Below are 18,691 nucleotides of genomic sequence, written 5' to 3' on the forward strand. Positions count from 1 at the left end.
CGGCACCGCGCCCGCCCGGCACCGCGCCCCGCCCGCCCGGCTCATAGCCGCGCTACCCCGCAGAGCCGCGCACGCGCCCGAGCCCGGCAGAGCCCCGCCGGCCGCGTCAGCGTGGCGGGACGACGTGCTGCCGGGCCCGGCCCAGCCGGTCGATCCCGAGGTCGATGACGTCCCCCGGCCGGAGCCAGACCGGCGGATCCTGGCCCATGCCGACGCCGGGCGGCGTCCCGGTGTTGATCAGGTCGCCGGGCTCGAGGACGAGGAACTGGCTGAGGTGGTGGACGATGACGTACGGGTCGAAGACCATCGTCCTGGTGTTGCCGGTCTGCCTGCGCACGCCGTTGACGTCGAGCCACATGTCCAGGTCGCCGACGTCCGGGATCTCGTCGGGGGTGGCCAGCCAGGGCCCGGCCGGGTTGAACGTCTCGGCGGACTTGCCCTTGCTCCACTGCCCGCCGCGTTCCATCTGGAAGCTGCGTTCGCTGACGTCGTTGACCAGCACGTAGCCGGCGATGGCACCGGCGGCGTCGGCCGGAGAGCCCAGGTAGGAGGTGCGCCGGCCGATGACGATCCCGAGCTCCACCTCCCAGTCCGTCTTGGTGGAGCCGCGCGGGATCCGCACGTCGTCGTTCGGGCCCACCAGCGTGTTGGGGCTCTTGGTGAACAGGATGGGCTCGGCGGGCACGGCCTGGCCGGTCTCGGCGGCGTGGTCGCTGAAGTTCAGGCCGATGCACAGGATCTGGTGCGGCCGGGCGATCGGCGCGCCGATCCGGCGGTCGCCGAACTCGTGGACGTCGCCGGCGGCGATCCGCTCCGCGACCGGTCCGGCCAGCGTGGCGGCGCCGCCCGCGGCGAAGAACGCCTCGCCGAAGTCGGTGACCACATCGGACACGTCGACGTAGTGGGTGTCGTCGACGCGTACGGCGGGCTTCTCGGCCCCGAAGGCACCGATGCGCATGAGAAACACGGGGTCTCCGTCGGTCAGAGGGCCGGATTCCAGTACGTGCCGGGCAGCCCGGCGGCGTCCACCCGCGCGGTGAACAGGCGCCCCGAGTGGGGGTGGGCGGCCAGCTCGCCGGGCGCGAACCCGGTGGTGGCGGTGGTGATGACGAGCAGGTCGAGGTCCGGCCCGGCGAACGCCATGCTGGTGGTGTGCGGCGCGTCGACGGCGACGGTGGCCAGCAGCCGGCCCTCCGGGGTGCGGCGTTCGACCCGGCCGCCGCCCCAGACGGCGATCCACAGGTTGCCGTCGGCGTCCGCGCACATGCCGTCGGGGAAGCCGTCGGTGAGCCGGAACGCCTCCCGTCGTTCGCCGGTCGCCCCGGTGGCCGGGTCGTAGTCGCGGACCCACACCGTGCGGGGGATGGTGTCGATGCTGTACAGCCGGTCGCCGGCGGGGCTCCAGGCGAGGCCGTTGGAGAGGGTGAGGTCGGCGTCCAGCACGGTCAGGTCGCCGGCGTCGAGGCGGACCAGGACCTCCGTCCCGGACCGCTCCCCCGGGTCGAGGCTGCCGATCAGGAACCGGCCGGCCGGGTCGACCGCGCCGTCGTTGAGCCGGCCGGGTGCGCCGGCCGGAAGGACCCGGGCGATTTCGGTACGCGTGCCGTCGAGCGCGACGCGGGTCAGCGTCTCGCGCTCGGCGACCAGCAGTTCGCCGTCGGCGGCCACGGCGACCGCGCACGCCTCCGTGCCGAACTCCCAGGCGCCGGTCGCGGTGATCGCGCCGGTCGCCACGTCGAGGTCGCCGCGGTGCACGGCCCGGCCCTCGATGTCGACCCAGAGCAGCCGCTCGCGGCCGGGGTCCCAGAGCGGCCCCTCGCCGAGCTGGAAGACGCCGGCGTCGGCGGGCCGGGCGGTGTACGTGGCGGTCACTGGGCCTCCGCGGGGTTGGCGACGACGGCCCGGATGGCGGGCAGGTCGTCGATGAGGGTCGACAGCGGGGTGCGGTAGGCCAGGCTGCTGATGCTGATCGCGCCGCTGGGCTCGGCCGGTGAGGTGAGGAAGACGGGCACGGCGAGGCAGTGGATGCCGGGCTCGTTCTCCTGGTCGTCGACACCGTAGCCGCGCTCGCGGGTGCGTACGAGCTCGGCGTGCAGTTCCTCGGCGGTGCCGATCGAGTGCGGGGTGGGCCGGGTCAGGCCACGGTCGCCGATCCAGTCACGCACGTGGCGTTCGGTGCGCAGCCGGTACGAGAGCAGCACCTTGCCGACCGCGGTGCAGTGCGCGGGGTTGCGGCCGCCGACGACCGAGTTCAGGCGTACGGCGCCGGAGGCGGGGTCGAGCTTCGAGCGGTAGACGACGTCGCGCCCGTCGAGGCAGGCGTAGTGGACGGTTTCGCCGTAGCGCTCGCAGAGCGTCCGCAGGACCGGCTGGACGCGTACGTGATCGGGCCGGGCCTCGTGGTGCGCGAAGGCGAGCCGCAGGAACTCGTCGCCCAGGATGTAGCGGCCGTAGCCGTCGCGGGCGGCGAAGCCGGCGCGGCGCAGCGAGGCGAGCGCGCGGTGCACGGTGGGCTTGGCGCTGGCCACGGCCCGGGCCATGTCGTCGAGCCCGATGCCCTGCGGGTGTCTGGCCAGCTCGGCGAGGACCGCGAGGACGCGGTCGGAGCCGACGAGCCTGTCGGCCTCCGGCTCCGTCATGGTTCCGGATGCTAGACCGGCGTTCCGTTAAGTGAAAGAGGGGTTCCGGCGGGGCACCGGGTGTTCTAGCATTCGAGCACGATTCCAGTGCGCTGATCGAAATTCCACTTACTGGAATCCGGAAGACCGGATCTGGAAGAGGGGTCATGCAGCCACGCCGCAGTGCGCAGTGGTACGCCGGCGACGTCCGCAACAGCTACATCCACCGGGCCTGGATGCGCCGCGGCCTGCCCGCCGGGGCCTTCGACGGCCGCCCGCACATCGCCATCGCCAACACCGCCTCCGACCTGACGCCGTGCAACGCGCACCTGAACGAGGTCGCCCGGAGCGTGTCCGACGGCATCTTCTCGGCCGGCGGCATCCCGCTGAACCTGCCGGTGGTGTCGATCGGCGAGACGCAGGTGCGCCCCACCGCGATGCTGTGGCGCAACATGGCGGCGATGGCCATCGAGGAGATGCTGCGCGCCAACCCGATCGACGGCGTGGTCCTGCTCGGCGGCTGCGACAAGACCATCCCGGCCCTGCTGATGGGCGCCGCCTCGGTGGGCCTGCCCGCGGTCGTGGTGCCCGGCGGCCCGATGCTCACCGGCACCTTCCGGGGCGTCCCGCTGGGCTGCGGCACCGGCGTCTGGCAGCTGAGCGAGGAGGTCCGCGCCGGCACCCTGAGCGCCGCCGAGTTCACCCGCTCCGAGTCCTCGATGATCCGCAGCAAGGGCCACTGCAACACGATGGGCACCGCGTCCACGATGGGCCTGCTCGCCGAGGTCCTCGGAATGACGCTGCCCGGCGTGGCCGGCACCCCGGCGCCCGACAGCCGCCTGCTCGAGGCCGCGCACGCGACCGGCGAGCTGATCGTCGACATGATCGAGCGGGACCTGCGGCCCGGCGCGGTGATGACCCGGGGATCGTTCCTCAACGCCATCGTCGCCCTGGCGGCGCTGGGCGGCTCCACCAACGCCGTCGTGCACCTGCTGGCCATCGCCGGCCGGCTCGGCGTCGAGCTGAGCCAGGACGACTTCGACCGGGTCGGCTCGCACGTGCCGCTGCTGGTCGACCTGCTGCCGGCCGGCCGCTTCCTGATGGACGACCTCTACCGGGCCGGCGGGCTGCACGCGGTTCTCGCCGAGATCCGCGACCTGCTCGACCCGGCCGCGCTGACCGTCACCGGCCGGCCCCTGGTCGACTACCTCGAGGACGTCCCGGTCTACGACCGCGAGGTCATCCGGGCCCGCGAGCGGCCGTTGCAGCCCGAGGCGGGGATCGCGGTGCTCTACGGCAATCTCGCGCCGGGCGGCGCCGTCATCAAGCCCGCCGCCGCCACCCCGGAGTTGCTCCAGCACCGCGGTCCCGCGGTCGTCTTCGACTCCATCGAGGACGTGAACGCCCGCCTCGACGACCCCGACCTGAACGTGACCGCGGACTCGGTGCTGATCCTGCGCGGCTGCGGGCCGAAGGGCTACCCCGGCATGCCCGAGGTGTCCAACATGCCGCTGCCGGCGAAGCTGCTCGCGGAGGGCGTCCGCGACATGGTCCGCATCTCCGACGGGCGGATGAGCGGGACGGCGTACGGAACGGTGGTTCTGCATGTGGCGCCCGAGGCCGCCGCCTGCGGGCCGCTCGCCAAGGTCCGGACCGGCGACATGATCGTCCTGGACGTCGCCAACCGGCGCATCGACGTGGACGTCCCCGACGACGAGTTCGCCGCCCGCGAGCCCGCGCCGGAGGTCGTGAACGCGTTCGCCCGGCCGCAGCGGGGCTGGGAACGCCTCTACATCGACACCGTCGGCCAGGCGAACACCGGCGCCGATCTCGACTTCCTGCTGGGCTCCAGCGGCGATCAGGTCTCCCGGGAATCGCACTGAACGGCGGGCCCGCGACGGAGTTCGGCGGGCTGCGCGCGATCGTCACCGGCGGCGCGTCCGGCATCGGCCTGGCGACCGCCCGGCTGCTCGCCGGGCGCGGCTGCGCCGTCGCCTGCCTCGACCTCGTCGCCGGCGTGCCGGAGCCGCTGCTCGGCATCGCCTGCGACGTCACCGACGACGGGTCCGTGCGCGCCGCGGTCGCCGCCGCCGTGCGCGCGCTGGGCGGCCTGGACATCGTCGTCAACAACGCGGGCATCGGTGCCCAGGGCACGGTCGAGGAGAACGACGACGCGGAGTGGGCCCGCGTCTTCGACGTCAACGTGCAGGGCATGGTCCGCGTCACCCGTGCCGCGCTGCCGCACCTGCGGGCGTCGCGGCACGCCGCGGTCGTCAACACCTGCTCCGTCGCCGCGACCGCCGGGCTGCCCCGGCGCGCCCTCTACTCGGCGACCAAGGGCGCCGTGCAGTCGCTGACCCTCGCGATGGCCGCGGACCACCTCGCCGAGGGCATCCGGGTCAACTGCGTGAACCCGGGAACGGCCGACACCCCCTGGGTCGCTCGCCTGCTCTCCGGCGCGGCCGACCCGGTCGCCGAACGCGCCGCGCTCGAGGCCCGCCAGCCCAGCGGCCGGCTGGTCACCGCCGAGGAGGTCGCGGCGGCCATCGCCTATCTCGCGAGCCCGCTGGCGTCGGCGACCACGGGCACCGCCCTGGCCGTCGACGGCGGCGTGCAGGGCCTGCGCCCGCGCCGCGGGTAGCCCCTCAGCCGCGGCCGCGCACCAGGGGCAGGAACACCTCGTCCACGATCTCGACCAGCACCTCGTCGGGCACCGACGGGATGCCGCGCATCGCGTACTCGGCGCGCAGCAGCATGATCGGCGTCGTCGCCACCCGGTGGTGGGCGGCCGCCGCCGGCGCCTCGCCCCGGGCCGCGGCCCGTTCGAGCATCCCGAGCCAGGCGCGGTCCATGGTGTCCGCGCCGGAGCGCTCGCGCATGAGGGTGAGCAGTTCCGGGTCGTCGGCCGCGGCGGCGAGCAGGCCGCGCAGCACCGCCCCGTGCGGCGACGACCACGTCTCGTTGGCCTTCCGGAGCATCTCCAGGGCGTCGCCGCGCAGGGATCCGGTGTCGGGGTCGGGCAGAGCGGCGTCGGACAGGTGCCGGTACGCCGCGATGCCGAGGGCAGCCCGATGCGGCCACCTGCGGTAGATGGCGTTCTTGTTCGTCCCGGCGCGGGCGGCGACCCGGTCCATCGTCAGCCCGGCGTACCCGGACTCGCGGAGCTCGTCCGCCGCGGCGTGCAGGATCGCCCGTTCCAGCTCCTCGCCCCTGCGTCGCGTGCCCATGGCTTGCAGGGTACTGGACGTACCTTATAGGGTACGTGGCGTACCTTAAGCGGGAGGAATCGGGGATGCGCGTCTTCGGCATGAACTACGACACGGGCTTCGTCAGCGGCGGCTCCACGACCCACGAGCCGTTCGATCCGGACGCCGTACGCAAGGACCTGCTCGTCATCCGCGACGAGCTGCACTGCGACGCGGTCCGCATCACCGGCGGGATCCAGGACCGGCTGGAGCTGACCGCCCGGCTCGCGGCCGGGATCGGCCTCGAGGTGTGGTACTGCCCGTTCACCAACGGACTGGACCGCGACGGACTGATGGCCTTCGTCCTCGACGGCGCCGAGCGGGCCGAGCGGCTGCGCCGCGACGGCGCGGCGGTCGTGTACCTCACCGGCTCCGAGATCTCGATGTTCACCGACGGCTTCCTGCCCGGCCGCGACCTGACCGAGCGGATGGCGCTGTTCACCGACCCGATGCGGATGAGGGAGGCGGTCCCGGCCGCCCGGGCCGCGGTGCGCGGCTTCCTCGCCGAGGCGCTGCCCGCGGTGCGCGAGCGGTTCGGCGGCCCCGTCGGGTACGCCTCGATCCCGTTCGAGGACGTCGACTGGGCGCCGTTCGACATCATCGCCAGCGACGCCGGTTACCGCGACGCCACCAACGCCGCGTCGTTCCCCCGGACCCTGGCGGCGGCGGTGGGACAGGGCAAGCCGTACGCGGCGACCGAGTTCGGCTGCTGCACGTTCCGCGGCGCGGCCGACGTCGCCGGCGGTCCGGAACCCGTGGCGTACGACGAGCGCGGGCGCGCCGTGACGCTGACCGCGGAGCTGGAGCGCGACGAGGAGGGTCAGGCGCGCTACCTCGTCGACCTGCTGCGCGACTACGAGGCCGGCGGGGCCGAGGCGGCGTTCGTGTACACGTTCGCCAACCGGCACCTGCCGACGACCGGCGATCCCGGGCACGACTACGACCTGGCCGCCCGCGGGATCGTACGGGTGCTGCCGGACGGCTCCTGGACCCGCAAGGCCGCATTCCACGCCCTCGCCGAATACGGCCGCTCCCGCACCTAGAGCGACGGCGGCCAGCGGTGTTCGCGCCACGCGTCCCAGGTCGCGAAGCCGGCCGGCGGGTCGCCGACGGGTTCGCTGCCGTCCAGTTCGCCGGGTGTGGGGACCTCGATGCGCGCGGCCCACTCGGCGAGCTCCTCGTCGGACATCGGCCACGTGGTGTGCGGCGCCTCGGCCTGCCGCCGGTCGCGCCGCCTCCGCTGCTCGTCCAGGGAGACCTCGAAGTAGTGCAGTTCCACCGCCGCGCCCCGGTCCGCAGCCGCCTGGCGCAGGGCGGACCGCTCGTCGCGGCTCCAGAGGCCGTAGTCGATCACGACGTTGGTGCCCAGCTCGAGGACCCGCAGCCCGATCCCGATGAGCCGCCCCTCGATCACGTCACCGGCCGACGGCGGATTCCCGGGCCCGTAGAGCGCCTTCACCCACTCGTCCTTGGTGAGACGCAGAGCCGCGTGCTCGACCTCGAGGCGCCGCGCGGCCGTGGTCTTCCCGGCGCACGGCAGCCCCACCGTCAAGAACAACGTCCGCTGCCCCATCGGCACCCCCTCGTCACGAACGGGCAATCGTAACCGCCCGGCGTGCCGGGCGGCCCACCTGGGCGAACAGCGAGAAATATTCGTACGCATTACTGCCGTGAAATATGTGAAAACAAGCATGTCTTTCGCCGGTATTGAATGGCGTGAATGGAAAGCCCTAGGCTCCGGTTATCCGTCGCCCGAGCGGCGGGAATCCGGGGAGGAAATGTGGAACGCAAGCGTTGTGCCGCCGCGCTGGCCGTCGCCGCGACCGCGGTCGTGACGTTGTCGCAGCCGGCCACCGCGGCACCGTCCGATGCCGCCGCACCGGGGGCCGCCGAGGTCACCAACCAGTACATCGTGAAGTTCAAGGACGGCGCGGACCGCGCCGACGTGCTGCGCCGCCTCGGCACCCGGTTCGGTGCCCGGCTCAGCGACGCCCGGCAGCTGGGCACGGGGGCGCGGCTGATCCGCGCCGACCGCAACGCCGCCGGCCTGCTGCAGGCGCTGGCCGCCAGCGACCGGGTCGAGTACGCCGAGCCCGACGTGATGCTGCACGCCCTGTCGGTGCCGAACGACCCCGAGTACCCGGCGCAGTGGCACTACAGCGAGCCGGCCGGCGGCATCAACGGGCCCGGCGCCTGGGACGTGACGAAGGGCAGCGGCGTCGTGGTGGCGGTCATCGACACCGGCCGTACGGCGCACCCGGACCTGGACGCCAACACGGTCGCCGGCTACGACTTCATCAGCAGCGCCTCGAACGCGCGCGACGGCAACGGCCGCGACAGCAACCCCCAGGACGAGGGCGACTGGAACGCCACGGCGGGCGAGTGCGGTCCGGGCTCGGAGGCCGGCGACTCCAGCTGGCACGGCACCCACGTGGCCGGCACCATCGCCGCGGTCAGCGACAACGGCGTCGGCGTCGCGGGCGTGGCACCGCAGGCCAAGGTGCAGCACGCCCGCGTGCTGGGCAAGTGCGGCGGCGCGCTGTCGGACATCACCGACGCGATCGTCTGGGCGTCGGGTGGCTCGGTGTCCGGCGTACCCGCCAACGCCACGCCGGCCCGGGTCATCAACATGAGCCTCGGCGGCAGCGGGCGGTGCACGCGGGCGTACCAGAGCGCGATCACCGCGGCGGTCCGGCGCGGCACGACCGTGGTGGTCGCGTCCGGCAACAGCAACGCCGACGGGTCCGGATACAACCCCGGCAACTGCAACAACGTGGTGTCCGTCAGCTCCCTGAACCGCGCCGGGAACCGGGCCTTCTACTCCAACTTCGGCAGCACCGTCGACATCGCGGCCCCCGGCGGCGAGGTGCGGCGCGCCACCGACGCCCCCGGCACCCGGACCACCCCGCAGGACGGCGTCCTGTCCACCCTCAACGCCGGCACGACCACCCCCGCGGGCCCGGCCTACAAGACCTACATGGGTACGAGCATGGCGGCGCCCCACGTCGCAGGGGTCGCGGCGCTGCTGCTGAGCCACACCCCCGGCCTCACCCCGGCACAGGCCGAGGCCGCGCTCAAGGACACCGCCCGGCCGATCCCGGGCTCCTGCCCCGAAGGCTGCGGCGCGGGCCTCGTCGACGCGGCGGCGGCCGTCCGGTAGCGACCGCCCGCCTCCGGCCGCCCACCGACCATCGGCGGGCGGCCGGACCGGGCGCGGCTCACGGCCCCCGCACGTCCGTGCCCTCCGGCACCCCGCCGCGACCGACCCTCGCGCGGCGGACGAACTCCATCACGCCGGTTGCGTCCCGTGCGATCGTTCACTCAGGCGCCGACCCCGGTGAGCTCGGCGGTCGCCCGCCACAGCCGCCCGGCGGCGACCGGGTCCCGCCCGGCCCGGCCCGGCTTGCGGACCATCGGGAAGCCCGTGAAGCCGAACAGCCCGTCCGGGCCCACGTACGCGTTGCCGGGCACGTCCTGGGAGGCCGCGTACAGCACCGGCAGCGCCCCGCGCTCGGCGTCCTGGACCAGGAACGGCAGCCGGTTGACGAGGTCCAGCCGCGAGTGCGAGACCAGCCCGGTCCGGGCCACCCCCGGATGCGCGACGATCGAGCGGACCCGGCTGCCCGCGGCGCTCAGCCGGCGCTGCAACTCCAGCGAGAACAGCACGACGGCGAGCTTCGACGACTCGTAGACGGCCAGCCCCTGGTACCTGCGGGCCCGCCAGTCCAGGTCGTCGAGATCCAGCTTGGCGAACCGGTGCAGCTGGCTGGAGACCGTGACCACGCGGCCGGTCAGCCGAGGCAGCAACAGGTTGGTGAGCACGAACGGCCCGAAGTAGTTCGTCGCGGTCTGCAGGTCGAAGCCCTGAGCCGTCCGCGCCGCCGGGATGTCCATCACCCCGGCATTGTTGACGAGCACGTCGAGCTCCCCGTCGTACGCCCGCGCGAACGCCCGCACCGACTCCAGATCGGCGACGTCGAGCCGCCGGAACTCGAAGTCACCCGGCATCCCGGCGACCGCCCGGCGCGCCTTCCCGGCATCGCGCACGGCAAGCACCACCCGGGCGCCGGCCCGCCCCAGCTCCCGGGCCGTCACCAGCCCGATCCCCCCGCCCCCACCGGTGATCACCACCGTCTGCCCGGTCATGCTCGGCAGCTGGTCCGCGGTCCATCCGGCCATGACAGCCTCCTGAATGCCGGGGGCCGTGGCGGCCCCGCCGGCCTCCAGTACACGGGGACCGGACCGGCGGATGAAGGACCCGCTCAACCACGGACCGCAGGTCCCTCCCAGGCCGTTCAGCCTCCGGCTCCGACCGACGCCGTAGCCGCTTCTGCCGGTGGCCGCCGACGTCCTCGCTCAGGCGATGAAGGTGGCGAACAAGACCGGTGCACCCCCGGGTGCACCCGTCGCCCGCACGGTCAGCGCCAGGACCAGCGCTGGGTCGTGGTGCTCTCGTCGCAGGAGGTCCTCTCGTGTGGTTGATGGTTCGGCCGGTGCGAGCCGCGTCAGCGACGGCCGGCTCAGAAAAAGTCGAACCATTCCTGGTAGCTGCCCAGCCGGACGGTTCCGCTGCTGTTGACGCCGAGGTAGCCGCCGGTGTTGGCGCTCCGGAAACCTCGGTTGTCGAAGATCCAGCGATGGCCGGCGTTCGAGCCGTCGCAGGCGGCGCTGATCACGCGGGTGAAGTCGAACTGCATGACGCACAGGCCGGTCGCCTCGTTGCGAATGATGACCTGGCCGGGGTAGGCGTCGAGGAAGCCGTAACGCCAGCGCTGCGGCCCGGTGCAGGCGTCGTAGGTGTAGACGCGGGTGCTCCAGTCGGTGGCCATGCATTGGTTGTTGGTTCCACTCAGCAGATAGCGGAAGCTCGAATAGGAATCGGCGTGCGCCGGGACCGCGGCGGCCAGCACGAGCCCGATGGCGGCCACCAGTGCCACCGCCGTCCGGCGTACGAAAGATCGGATTCTCACGACAGCTCCTCCATGACTCTCCAATGGGTACGGCCGAGCGAACCAGCGATCGAGAGCGGCTCATGCCCCCTGTCCGGATTGTGAGCATCGATTGCGGGATACCGAAATCGACGGCCGCAATTCAGACAGTCGAGACCGGCGGCGCGCCCGGCGTGTTTCCATGAGCGGGCACAGCGCTTCGGGGGAGGCAGTGATGAGTGCCGGCGCACACAGGTCAGACACGATGCCGACCGGCGCCGTGGTGCCGTCGCTCACCCGATGGGGCCTGTCGCACGACGCGGATCTGGTCTACCGGACGGTGGTGACGTTCGGGGAACGGTCCGCGCCGGCCCTGGTCGCCGAGCTCGGCCTACCGCCCCGCCGGGTGCACGCCGCACTGGCCGAGCTGCGAGAGGCCGGCGCCGCCGTCTGCCGCACCGGCCGAGGCGGCGATTGGCGGCGTCAGACCTGGACGGCGCGGCCCTGTGCCGAGGTCGTGGATCAGCTGCGGGCCCGGCGGATGCGCGTCGCCGCCGGAGACCGCCAACAGCAGCGGAGCCGGCCGGCCGCCGCCGCGACAGGCATCGGCCCGTTCACACCGGGCCCGGGTGAGTATCTCGGCGAGGGCGTCCGCTACCTGAGCACCCGGGCCGCCACCCGGCATCGGCTGGCCGCCCTGGTCGCGATCGAGCGGAACGAGCAGCTCAGCATCAACACCGAGCAGGCGTTCGACGCGGCGTCGGCGCGGGCGGCGGCCCCGCTGGACCGCGATCTGGTGCGCCGGGGCATCACCCTGCGCGTGCTCGGGCTCCCTCCGGCCGACCAGGATCTGCACGTGGAGGCCGAGCTGTTCCGGTCACCGCACTACGGGTACCGCGAGGCGGCCGAGCTGCCGATGAAGCTGATCGTGGTCGACCGGCGGGTGGCGTTCTTCCCTGCCGCCCCGGGCGACCTGGAGCGCGGCTACCTGGAGGTCAGCCACCCGGCGATGGTTCACTCGCTGGTCACCCTCTTCGAGCGTCATTGGGCCTCGGCCACCGACCCCCGGGAGCATGGCATGCCGGGCATCACCCTTTCTGGGCGGGAGCGGGAGCTCGTCGCGCTGCTCGCCCTCGGGCACACCGACGTCACCGCGGCCGCCGAGCTGCGAATCAGCGCCCGGACGGTCACCAGCACCATGCGCACGCTGATGGATCGGGTCGGCGTCGACAACCGCTTCCAGCTGGGTCTCGCCCTCGGCGCCGCCCGGGTCACTCATCCACCGTCCACCGCGGAGTCCTGATGTCTGTCGTCCGCCGGCTTTCCGCCGTTCTCGCCGTCCTGCTCGCGGTGATCCTGCCCGGCCCGGCTCCGGCCCGAGCGGCATACGATTGGCCGCCACCCATCTGCACCGAGGTCGAGTTCGAGGGCCTGTCCGTGACCCAGAGTTCGACGAGCCTGCACCATTGGATGATCTCCGGGTACGTCCGTCCCTGTCCGGGCGCGGCCGATCCTCAGGCCCGCTGGACAGTCGTGCGGTACCAGACGCGCGGGCTCGGCGAGGTCGGGCCGGCGAAGCCGTATCAGGGAGATGACGAACGGGGTTTCCACTTCCTCTTCAACCGCGACCTCGCACCGAACTTCTGGGCCATGTGCGTCGTCAACGACGTGCAGCCGGCCGCGACCGATCCCGCCCTGCGCACCGCCGACCGCGTCGCCTGCGTCGCCGCCGACCCGACCGGGGCGAGCCCCACTGCCTCGCCCGTGCCCGTCGACGATGTCCGGTTCTTCGGCGCGCTGCTGACCGACGAGACCGGCGGCCCGCGACCCGGCTGTGCCAGCTGCGTCTAGTTACCGCGGTCCGCACACCGCCGATGGATCTTGTGCGTGCCTGTCGACCATCGACCGGCCGGTGTGCATCGACAGTTGGAAATATTTAGGTAACAATGTTTACGGGATGCGCGTCTCACGTTGGCTTCCGCAGTAGATCGAACGACTCCGTACGAGAGGACGTTCTCCATGCCGATGATCGCAGATTTCGCGGACCGGCCGCTGTCAGGCAGCCGCCGGCGTCTCCTGGTCCTTCTCGTCGCGGTCGTCACCGCCCTCGCCGGCAGCCTGATCGTCCAGCAGCAGCCCGCGCAAGCCGCGTGGAACCTCGTGTGGTGGGACGAATTCAACGGGTCCGGCGCGCCCGACAGCGCCAACTGGAACTACAACGTCGGCAACGGCCTCAACCCCGGCCTCAACACCTTCGACGGCTGGGGCAACGGTGAATGGGAGTGGTACCGCCCCGAGAACTGCACGCAGTCCGGCGGCAATCTCGTGCTGCGGGCCAACTGGAACACGACGCCCCTCGTGGTCAACGGGCGCAACTTCTACCAGACGTCGTGTCGCATCACGACCGACACGAAGAGATCCTTCCAGTACGGCCGCATCGAGGCGCGCATGGCGCTCCCCACCGCGACCGGCTCGTGGCCGGCTTTCTGGATGCTCGGTGACGCGTGCGACGAGACGTCCACGGGCGCCTACAACCCGGCGCAGACCTACTACGACCGCCTGCCCACCAACTGGGCCAGTTGCGGCGAGGTCGACATCATGGAACACGCGAACGCGAACGCGACCGTGACGAACAACATCTTCTGGGATCTCCGGACCGGCGTCTTCCCGTGGACGGCGGGACAGAACGCCAACTATGTCGCGAACCCCGGTGTCAGCAACGTCGCGGCCTTCCACGTCTACGCGATCGAGTGGACGGCCGCGCAGATCCGCTGGTACGTCGACGGTGTGCAGACGCACGTGATCGACACGACGCCGGGCACCCTGGAGGAGTTCCGCAAGCCGTTCCACCTCATCTTCAACCTGGCGCTGGGCGGCTCGTACCCGGGACAGAATCCCGTGCAGAGCCAGTTCCCGCTCACCGCGTTGGTCGACTACGTGCGCTATTACCAGGACGGGCCGTCCACCCCGGGCGGATCCGCGACGCAGATCAACGGGCCGGGCGGCACGTGCGTGGACGTGGCCGGAGACGACACGGGCGGCAACCTCGCGGCCGTGCAGCTCTGGACGTGCCAGGGATCGGCCGTCTCGAAGGACCAGCAATGGGCCTGGAACGGCCAGACCCTGCGGACCTTGGGCCGGTGCCTCGACGTCGACGGCGCGGGTACGGCCGACGGCACGAAGGTGCAGCTCTACGACTGCAACGGCACCGGCGCACAGAACTGGGTCCAGGAAGGCAACCGGTTGCGCAACCCGAACTCCAACAAGTGCCTGGATTCTCCGCAGGGCTCCACAGCGAACGGCACCCGCTTGCAGATCTGGGTGTGCAACGGATCGGCCGCACAATCCTTCGTGAAGGCCGCGTAACCGCCGGCCGAGGGGGCACGCCGACGGGCAGGGCGCGGGAGCGGACAGGCTGCCGCGCCCATTACGTACGGCCGGTGTCGATGGTCAGGTGGTGATGAGGTGTTGCCGTTCGCTGTGCAACGCGTTCCAGCGGGAGCGGGCCGCCTGGGCGCGGAGAGCGACATCCCGGTGTATCGCAGCGATCAACCGGAGCGACTCGTCCGCGTCGCGGCTCGCCCGGTTGATCTGCTCCCGGATGAGCAGGTTCGAGAAGAACACCGCCTGAAAGCCGGCCGGCCGCGTGATCGGGCGCGGGATGTTGCCCAGCGGCCGGGCCAGGCCCACGTCGGTCAGCTCGGCGTGCAGTACGGCCAGGCACCGGTCGGCGTTCGACGCCGCCCAGCCCACGGCGTCGAGCCAGTGCGGCTGACCCACGGACACCGCCCCGCCGAGCAGGTTGTCGGTCGTCTGGCGGCTGGACGCCAGATCGAGCTGACGCCGCAGTTCTCCCAGAGCGCCGAGCGCCGCTTCGGCCGCCCTGACCGCCTCGTGCAGTTCGCGCAGCTCCGCCTCGACCCGGCCGCGCTCGTCCGCCAGCACCAGCAGGCGGGCGGCCTGGGGATCGCCGCTGCCGAGCAGGTGGCGCTCCTTGTCGTCGATCGCCGCGGCGAACCGGGCCGGCACATCGGCCAGGGCGGTCAGCCGAGCCGCGACCGCCTCGCGTTCCGACTGGATCGCGGCCAGCCGGCTCTCCGCCTCGGCGACCCGGTAGCGGGCCGCGTCCGCCTCCGCCCGCTCACGGGACATCTCCTCGGAGTACGCGCCCCGCAATGCGAGCAGGACCCGGGACAGCGAAGCGCTCTCCAGCCGTTCCACGTCGCGGACCTCGCCGGCCCAGCTCCGCCGCAGCTCCGCCACGGCAGCCGCGTGCTCGGCGTGACGCCGGTCCAGCTCGGCGCGCCGGCCCCGGAGCAGCTCGGCCTCCCGGACCAGTCCGGCAACCTCGGCGAGCCGCGCTTCGATTTCCTCGATCATGGCCCTATTTGAGCAGGTCAGGGCAAATACCCGGGGAACGGGACGGCATCGGGCGGATGGCGACCCGGATCCCCGCCGTGAGCCGCGCGCCGGGTTCGGCCGGTCGACATCGGGCCGGCCGGATGCCTCACGGAGTCGCTCGAACCGTTCCCGGAGACCATTGACCCGTTCAGGCGGTACGGGATTGGCATCCCGGGGTGCCTCCAGGACTGCCGAGGCGAGGCGGATGACATCGGCATCGGCATAACTGACCCGATCCGGCTTCCTCAGCAGCTAGTCCAGGGTGAACGTGGCGTTCCGAAGCTCACGCGGCAAGGATATGCGTCGCGACCATCGATTTTCCGTGCCGGCGAACGGCGTCGGATCCCGCCGTGCCGTGCCGGTGAACGCCTGCTCGTCGAGGCACGGAGCGGCGCGCCCGGGCGACGGCTGCTGAGCTGCTGGGAGCCTCGCGGGACCCCCTCGTTCTAGGGCTTCACCTCCAGGTGGCGCATCGCGCGGGCCACCAGGTCGGCGCGGTCGGGCGCGGGAAGTTTCTCCAGGCCGAAGCCGAGGTAGAGGGTGTCCGCCGTGGCGACCGCGGCGCCGAAGTCGTAGACCGGGCCGGTGCGGGTCCAGCCGCCGCGGCCGGGTGGGGAGCCGGGTGGTGGGCCGGCGGTCTCCCAGCCGTCCAGGCCGTCCTCGAACGAGGTGCGGGCGGTCGTGGTGCCGTCCACGTCGATGCGGACGTCGTCGAGGAACACGCCGAAGCCCTCGGCGCCCCAGTCGGTGGTGGCGGTGAGGGAGATCTCGACGCGCTTCCCGGCGTACGCGGAAAGGTCCGCCTCGAATTCGCGCCAGCCGCCGCTGTTGCCGGAGGCCGCGTGCCAGTCGCCGGTGCTGCCGTGCGGGGTGCAGTCCTCCGACCAGTAGTGCGTCATGAACGGGTGCGGGGACAGCCGTTCCCATTCGCAGGCGAGTCCCGTTGCGGAGCCGGTCAGCCCGTTCTCGTCGGGCAGGGTGGTCCAGTCGTCCGTGCCGGGTTCGTGGGCCTCGACGAACAGGAAGTCGAATTCCGGGTCGGTGTCGAACGACGTCCGGAATCTGAGGTGCGCCGCGGACGCGGCGGTGAGGTCGATCGTCCGGGTCAGCCGGTGGTACGCCTGGGTCTCGCGGCCGTTGAACACGTACCTGCCGCCGTCGGCCGGCTCGTACGGTCCCGGGCCGTCCTGCCGCCACTTCATCGCGGCGGTGCCCGCGAACTGCGGGAACTCGGCGGGCGGCAGCTCGGACGACGTGGTGAGGAACGACGCGGTGTGCTGCGGCGGGAGGACCTGCGTGGTGAAGCCCGCCAGCGCGCCCTCGGTGCCGGCGAGCTCCGTGCCGCCGAGGCCCTCGACGTAGGCGGCGGCGCCGAGCCAGTACTGCCGGAAGTCGTCGCCGAGGCGTTCGCAGGGCGCGTCCCCGATGCCGCACTCCCCCGGGCCCTGCGGCTGGTACCAGTAGCCGCCCGAGTCGGCGTTGCCCGCGTACTGACCGGCGTGGAGGAGCTTGCCGCCCTCGTTGAGGTAGTCGCGGACGGCCGCCTCCGTCTCGTACGCGGCGCGGGTCGTGTGCCACTCGGACTGACCCGGCGCGCGCGGCACGACGTCGTCACCGGTCTCCCAGAGCACGGCCCGGTAGTGCGACAGCACGCCGAGCGGGTGCGGCGCCCGGCCGGCGTGGGTGTCGAGGTCGTAGACGTCCGCGGTGTAGCCGGCGGATCCGAGGGCCGCCACGTGCTCGCCGGCGTACCGGGCGGAGGTGGCGCCGTCGGTGCTCACCGGGTCGATGCCGGTGACGTCCTCGGCGGCCAGCACCAGTACGTCGCCGCCGACCTGCTCGGCGACGGTGTAGGTGAACGGCTCGCTCGAGCGGCCCCCGGCCGCCGTGAACCGGACGGTCACCCGGTCGCCGGGACGTTGCCGGGGCACGGTGCCGCGGAACTCCGCGTAGTACCGGTCGGCGACGCCGCCGTACCGTTCGCCGCCGCGCCATTCGGAGACTCCGGCCGTACGCTCACGACCGCCGTTGATCCTATAGTGCAGCCGCACGGCGCGCAGCGATCGCTTGGCGGTGACCGCGACCTGCTGGCTGCTGCCGAAGGAGTCGGTGAACGGGTCCGGCACCAGCTCGCGCGGGCTGCGGCCGACGACCGAGACCGGGTTCGCCGGGTCGGCGGCCGAGCGGGCCACCGACAGCGCGAACGGGACGTTCTTGGCGAACTCGGCCTGGATCAGCGCCTCGTCGTCGGGGAAGTCGAACTCGGTGAAGCAGTCCTGCGGCTCCCAGCCGTCGGCGGGATCCGACGCGGACGCCGTCTGGCACGTCGACATCTCGGGGCTGAAGCCGATGGTGCCGGTCCGCGCCTGGGCGTGCGCGTTGGTGTCGCCGTTGACGGTGTAGAGCTCGGCGGTGTTGTCCGGGTCGTAGCCGGCGATCGCCGGGTCCGCGTCGTCGCCGGTCATCGCCACGGAGATCTCGTCGTCCGGGTTGACCGTGCCGGTCTGCCAGCCCGTGCCCCACAGCAGCAGCTCGGCGGCGGAGTGGTAGTTGATCAGGAACTCGAAGCCGACCCGGCGGAACAGCGCGTCCATCGCCTCGGTCTCCGGTTCGGAGCCGGGCGCCGGGCCGCGGTAGACCTCGGAGGCCGGCTCCGGCGACGAGCCCTCGTTGTCGTAGCCCCACTTCTCGGCGAAGTTGCGGTTGAGGTCGACGCCGTCGGTGTAGTCGTACCTGCCGTCGCCGTTGTTGTCGCGCATGTTCTTGCGGACGTAGCGGTTCTCCTCGGCGGCGAACGAGAAGTCGTAGCCGTCGGGGTTGGCCACCGGGAGGAACCACAGCTCGGTGGTGTCGAGCGTACGGGTGATCACGGGGTCGGTGCCGTAGCCGTCCAGCACGTGGTGCATCAGCCGCCGGGTCATCTCCGGGGTGATCCATTCCCGCGCGTGCTGGCCCCCGAAGTAGAGCACGGCCGGCCGCCGCCCGTCCGGCACCGCACGCGCGTTCGCGGTGACCTTCACTGCCTGCAGGGGTACGCCCAGAGTCGTGCCGCCGATCGTCTCCAGCTTCGCCAGGCGCGGGAACCGGGCGGCCGTGGCGGCCAGCTCCTCGCGCAGGCCGCCGGGGCCACCGTAGGTGCGGAACACCCCCGCCGCCCGGGATCTCGCCCCGGCCGGCCGCACCTTCTGCCGCAGCGGGAGGCCGGCGGCGATCATCCGTTCCGCCAGCGGCCGGGCGAGAATGACCTGGACCGCGCCCGTGGTGCCGGGCCTCGGCGGCGGCCCGAGGTCCTCGGGGTCGGCGCCGGACGTACGCAGCCGCTCCCACTGACGGGCGTCCAGGGTGCCGACGTAGACGCCGGGCCCGCCGCCGGCCGGTGGTGCCGCCCCGGCCGCCGCCGGCACGAAGGCCAGGGAGGCCGCGGTGAGCAGGAGGGCCGCCGCGTGACGCGTCCATAGTGGTCCCATGGCAGCGATTATCGTCTATGGGACCTTCGGCA

At 72.5% G+C, this 18,691-nt stretch carries 16 protein-coding genes; 7 read left to right on the forward strand and 9 right to left on the reverse strand.

Annotated features, from left to right (window positions below; all coding sequences use genetic code 11):
- Positions 1–106: 106 nt before the first annotated feature.
- Genes CLV70_RS10610 through CLV70_RS10620 form a run of 3 tightly spaced genes read right to left on the reverse strand, consistent with a single transcriptional unit; the run spans position 107 to position 2,639 of the window.
- Entirely contained in the window at positions 107–958 is an 852-nt protein-coding gene (locus CLV70_RS10610; RefSeq protein WP_425440138.1) for a fumarylacetoacetate hydrolase family protein, read from the reverse strand.
- Positions 959–981: 23 nt separating this feature from the next.
- Positions 982–1,872 carry an SMP-30/gluconolactonase/LRE family protein gene (locus CLV70_RS10615; protein WP_106126249.1) on the reverse strand — a complete coding sequence of 297 codons (891 nt, stop codon included), beginning with the start codon at positions 1,870–1,872 and terminating at the stop codon, positions 982–984.
- Positions 1,869–2,639 (reverse strand): IclR family transcriptional regulator, encoded by a 771-nt coding sequence (locus CLV70_RS10620; protein ID WP_106126250.1) that lies wholly within the window; start codon positions 2,637–2,639, stop codon positions 1,869–1,871. Before CLV70_RS10620 ends, CLV70_RS10615 begins: the two co-directional genes overlap by 4 nt.
- A 146-nt stretch (positions 2,640–2,785) precedes the next feature.
- Here CLV70_RS10620 and CLV70_RS10625 point away from each other — a divergent pair, with 146 nt between their 5' ends.
- Both CLV70_RS10625 and CLV70_RS10630 read left to right on the forward strand, forming a co-directional pair.
- Entirely contained in the window at positions 2,786–4,501 is a 1,716-nt protein-coding gene (locus CLV70_RS10625) for an IlvD/Edd family dehydratase (RefSeq protein ID WP_106126251.1), read from the forward strand.
- 38 nt (positions 4,502–4,539) lie between these two features.
- Positions 4,540–5,259 carry an SDR family NAD(P)-dependent oxidoreductase gene (locus CLV70_RS10630; RefSeq protein WP_425440139.1) on the forward strand — a complete coding sequence of 240 codons (720 nt, stop codon included), beginning with the start codon at positions 4,540–4,542 and terminating at the stop codon, positions 5,257–5,259.
- Between the two features lie 4 nt (positions 5,260–5,263).
- Here the strand turns inward: CLV70_RS10630 and CLV70_RS10635 are convergent, their stop codons facing one another.
- Positions 5,264–5,845 carry a TetR/AcrR family transcriptional regulator gene (locus CLV70_RS10635; protein ID WP_106126252.1) on the reverse strand — a complete coding sequence of 194 codons (582 nt, stop codon included), beginning with the start codon at positions 5,843–5,845 and terminating at the stop codon, positions 5,264–5,266.
- 65 nt (positions 5,846–5,910) lie between these two features.
- Here CLV70_RS10635 and CLV70_RS10640 point away from each other — a divergent pair, with 65 nt between their 5' ends.
- The gene (locus CLV70_RS10640; protein ID WP_106126253.1) at positions 5,911–6,906 is read left to right on the forward strand and encodes a glycoside hydrolase family 113 protein; all 996 of its coding nucleotides are present in this window, start codon (positions 5,911–5,913) and stop codon (positions 6,904–6,906) included.
- Here the strand turns inward: CLV70_RS10640 and CLV70_RS10645 are convergent.
- Entirely contained in the window at positions 6,903–7,436 is a 534-nt protein-coding gene (locus tag CLV70_RS10645; protein ID WP_106126254.1) for a P-loop nucleotide/nucleoside kinase family protein, read from the reverse strand. The two genes, CLV70_RS10640 and CLV70_RS10645, sit on opposite strands and share 4 nt — an antisense overlap.
- A gap of 207 nt (positions 7,437–7,643) precedes the next feature.
- Here CLV70_RS10645 and CLV70_RS10650 point away from each other — a divergent pair, with 207 nt between their 5' ends.
- The gene (locus CLV70_RS10650; RefSeq protein WP_245908155.1) at positions 7,644–9,023 is read left to right on the forward strand and encodes a S8 family peptidase; all 1,380 of its coding nucleotides are present in this window, start codon (positions 7,644–7,646) and stop codon (positions 9,021–9,023) included.
- 161 nt (positions 9,024–9,184) lie between these two features.
- On the opposite strand, the gene CLV70_RS10655 is transcribed toward CLV70_RS10650, so the two are convergent.
- Together CLV70_RS10655 and CLV70_RS10660 are read right to left on the reverse strand one after the other, a co-directional pair.
- Positions 9,185–10,042, reverse strand: coding sequence for an SDR family NAD(P)-dependent oxidoreductase (locus tag CLV70_RS10655; RefSeq protein ID WP_106126256.1), 858 nt, complete (start codon positions 10,040–10,042; stop codon positions 9,185–9,187).
- A gap of 341 nt (positions 10,043–10,383) precedes the next feature.
- A complete protein-coding gene (locus CLV70_RS10660) occupies positions 10,384–10,800 on the reverse strand; it encodes an RICIN domain-containing protein (protein ID WP_106126257.1) in 417 nt (138 codons plus the stop codon).
- A gap of 256 nt (positions 10,801–11,056) precedes the next feature.
- Here CLV70_RS10660 and CLV70_RS40980 point away from each other — a divergent pair, with 256 nt between their 5' ends.
- The 3 genes from CLV70_RS40980 to CLV70_RS40985 all read left to right on the forward strand — a co-directional run bounded on the left by CLV70_RS40980 (position 11,057) and on the right by CLV70_RS40985 (position 14,157).
- The gene (locus tag CLV70_RS40980; protein WP_245908156.1) at positions 11,057–12,094 is read left to right on the forward strand and encodes a helix-turn-helix domain-containing protein; all 1,038 of its coding nucleotides are present in this window, start codon (positions 11,057–11,059) and stop codon (positions 12,092–12,094) included.
- On the forward strand, positions 12,094–12,642 hold the full coding sequence (locus CLV70_RS10670) for a hypothetical protein (RefSeq protein WP_106126258.1): 549 nt from the start codon (positions 12,094–12,096) through the stop codon (positions 12,640–12,642). Before CLV70_RS40980 ends, CLV70_RS10670 begins: the two co-directional genes overlap by 1 nt.
- 168 nt (positions 12,643–12,810) lie before the next feature.
- Positions 12,811–14,157: a ricin-type beta-trefoil lectin domain protein gene (locus CLV70_RS40985; protein ID WP_106126259.1), complete on the forward strand. Its 1,347-nt coding sequence runs from the start codon at positions 12,811–12,813 to the stop codon at positions 14,155–14,157.
- A gap of 84 nt (positions 14,158–14,241) precedes the next feature.
- Here the strand turns inward: CLV70_RS40985 and CLV70_RS10680 are convergent, their stop codons facing one another.
- Both CLV70_RS10680 and CLV70_RS10685 read right to left on the reverse strand, forming a co-directional pair.
- Entirely contained in the window at positions 14,242–15,171 is a 930-nt protein-coding gene (locus CLV70_RS10680) for a hypothetical protein (protein WP_106126260.1), read from the reverse strand.
- 467 nt (positions 15,172–15,638) lie between these two features.
- Positions 15,639–18,659, reverse strand: a complete 3,021-nt coding sequence (locus CLV70_RS10685; protein ID WP_106126261.1) for a M14 family metallopeptidase — start codon at positions 18,657–18,659, stop codon at positions 15,639–15,641.
- Between the last annotated feature and the right edge of the window lie 32 nt (positions 18,660–18,691).

Source organism: Pseudosporangium ferrugineum (genome assembly GCF_003002065.1).
GTDB classification, from domain to species: Bacteria; Actinomycetota; Actinomycetes; order Mycobacteriales; family Micromonosporaceae; genus Actinoplanes; species Actinoplanes ferrugineus_A.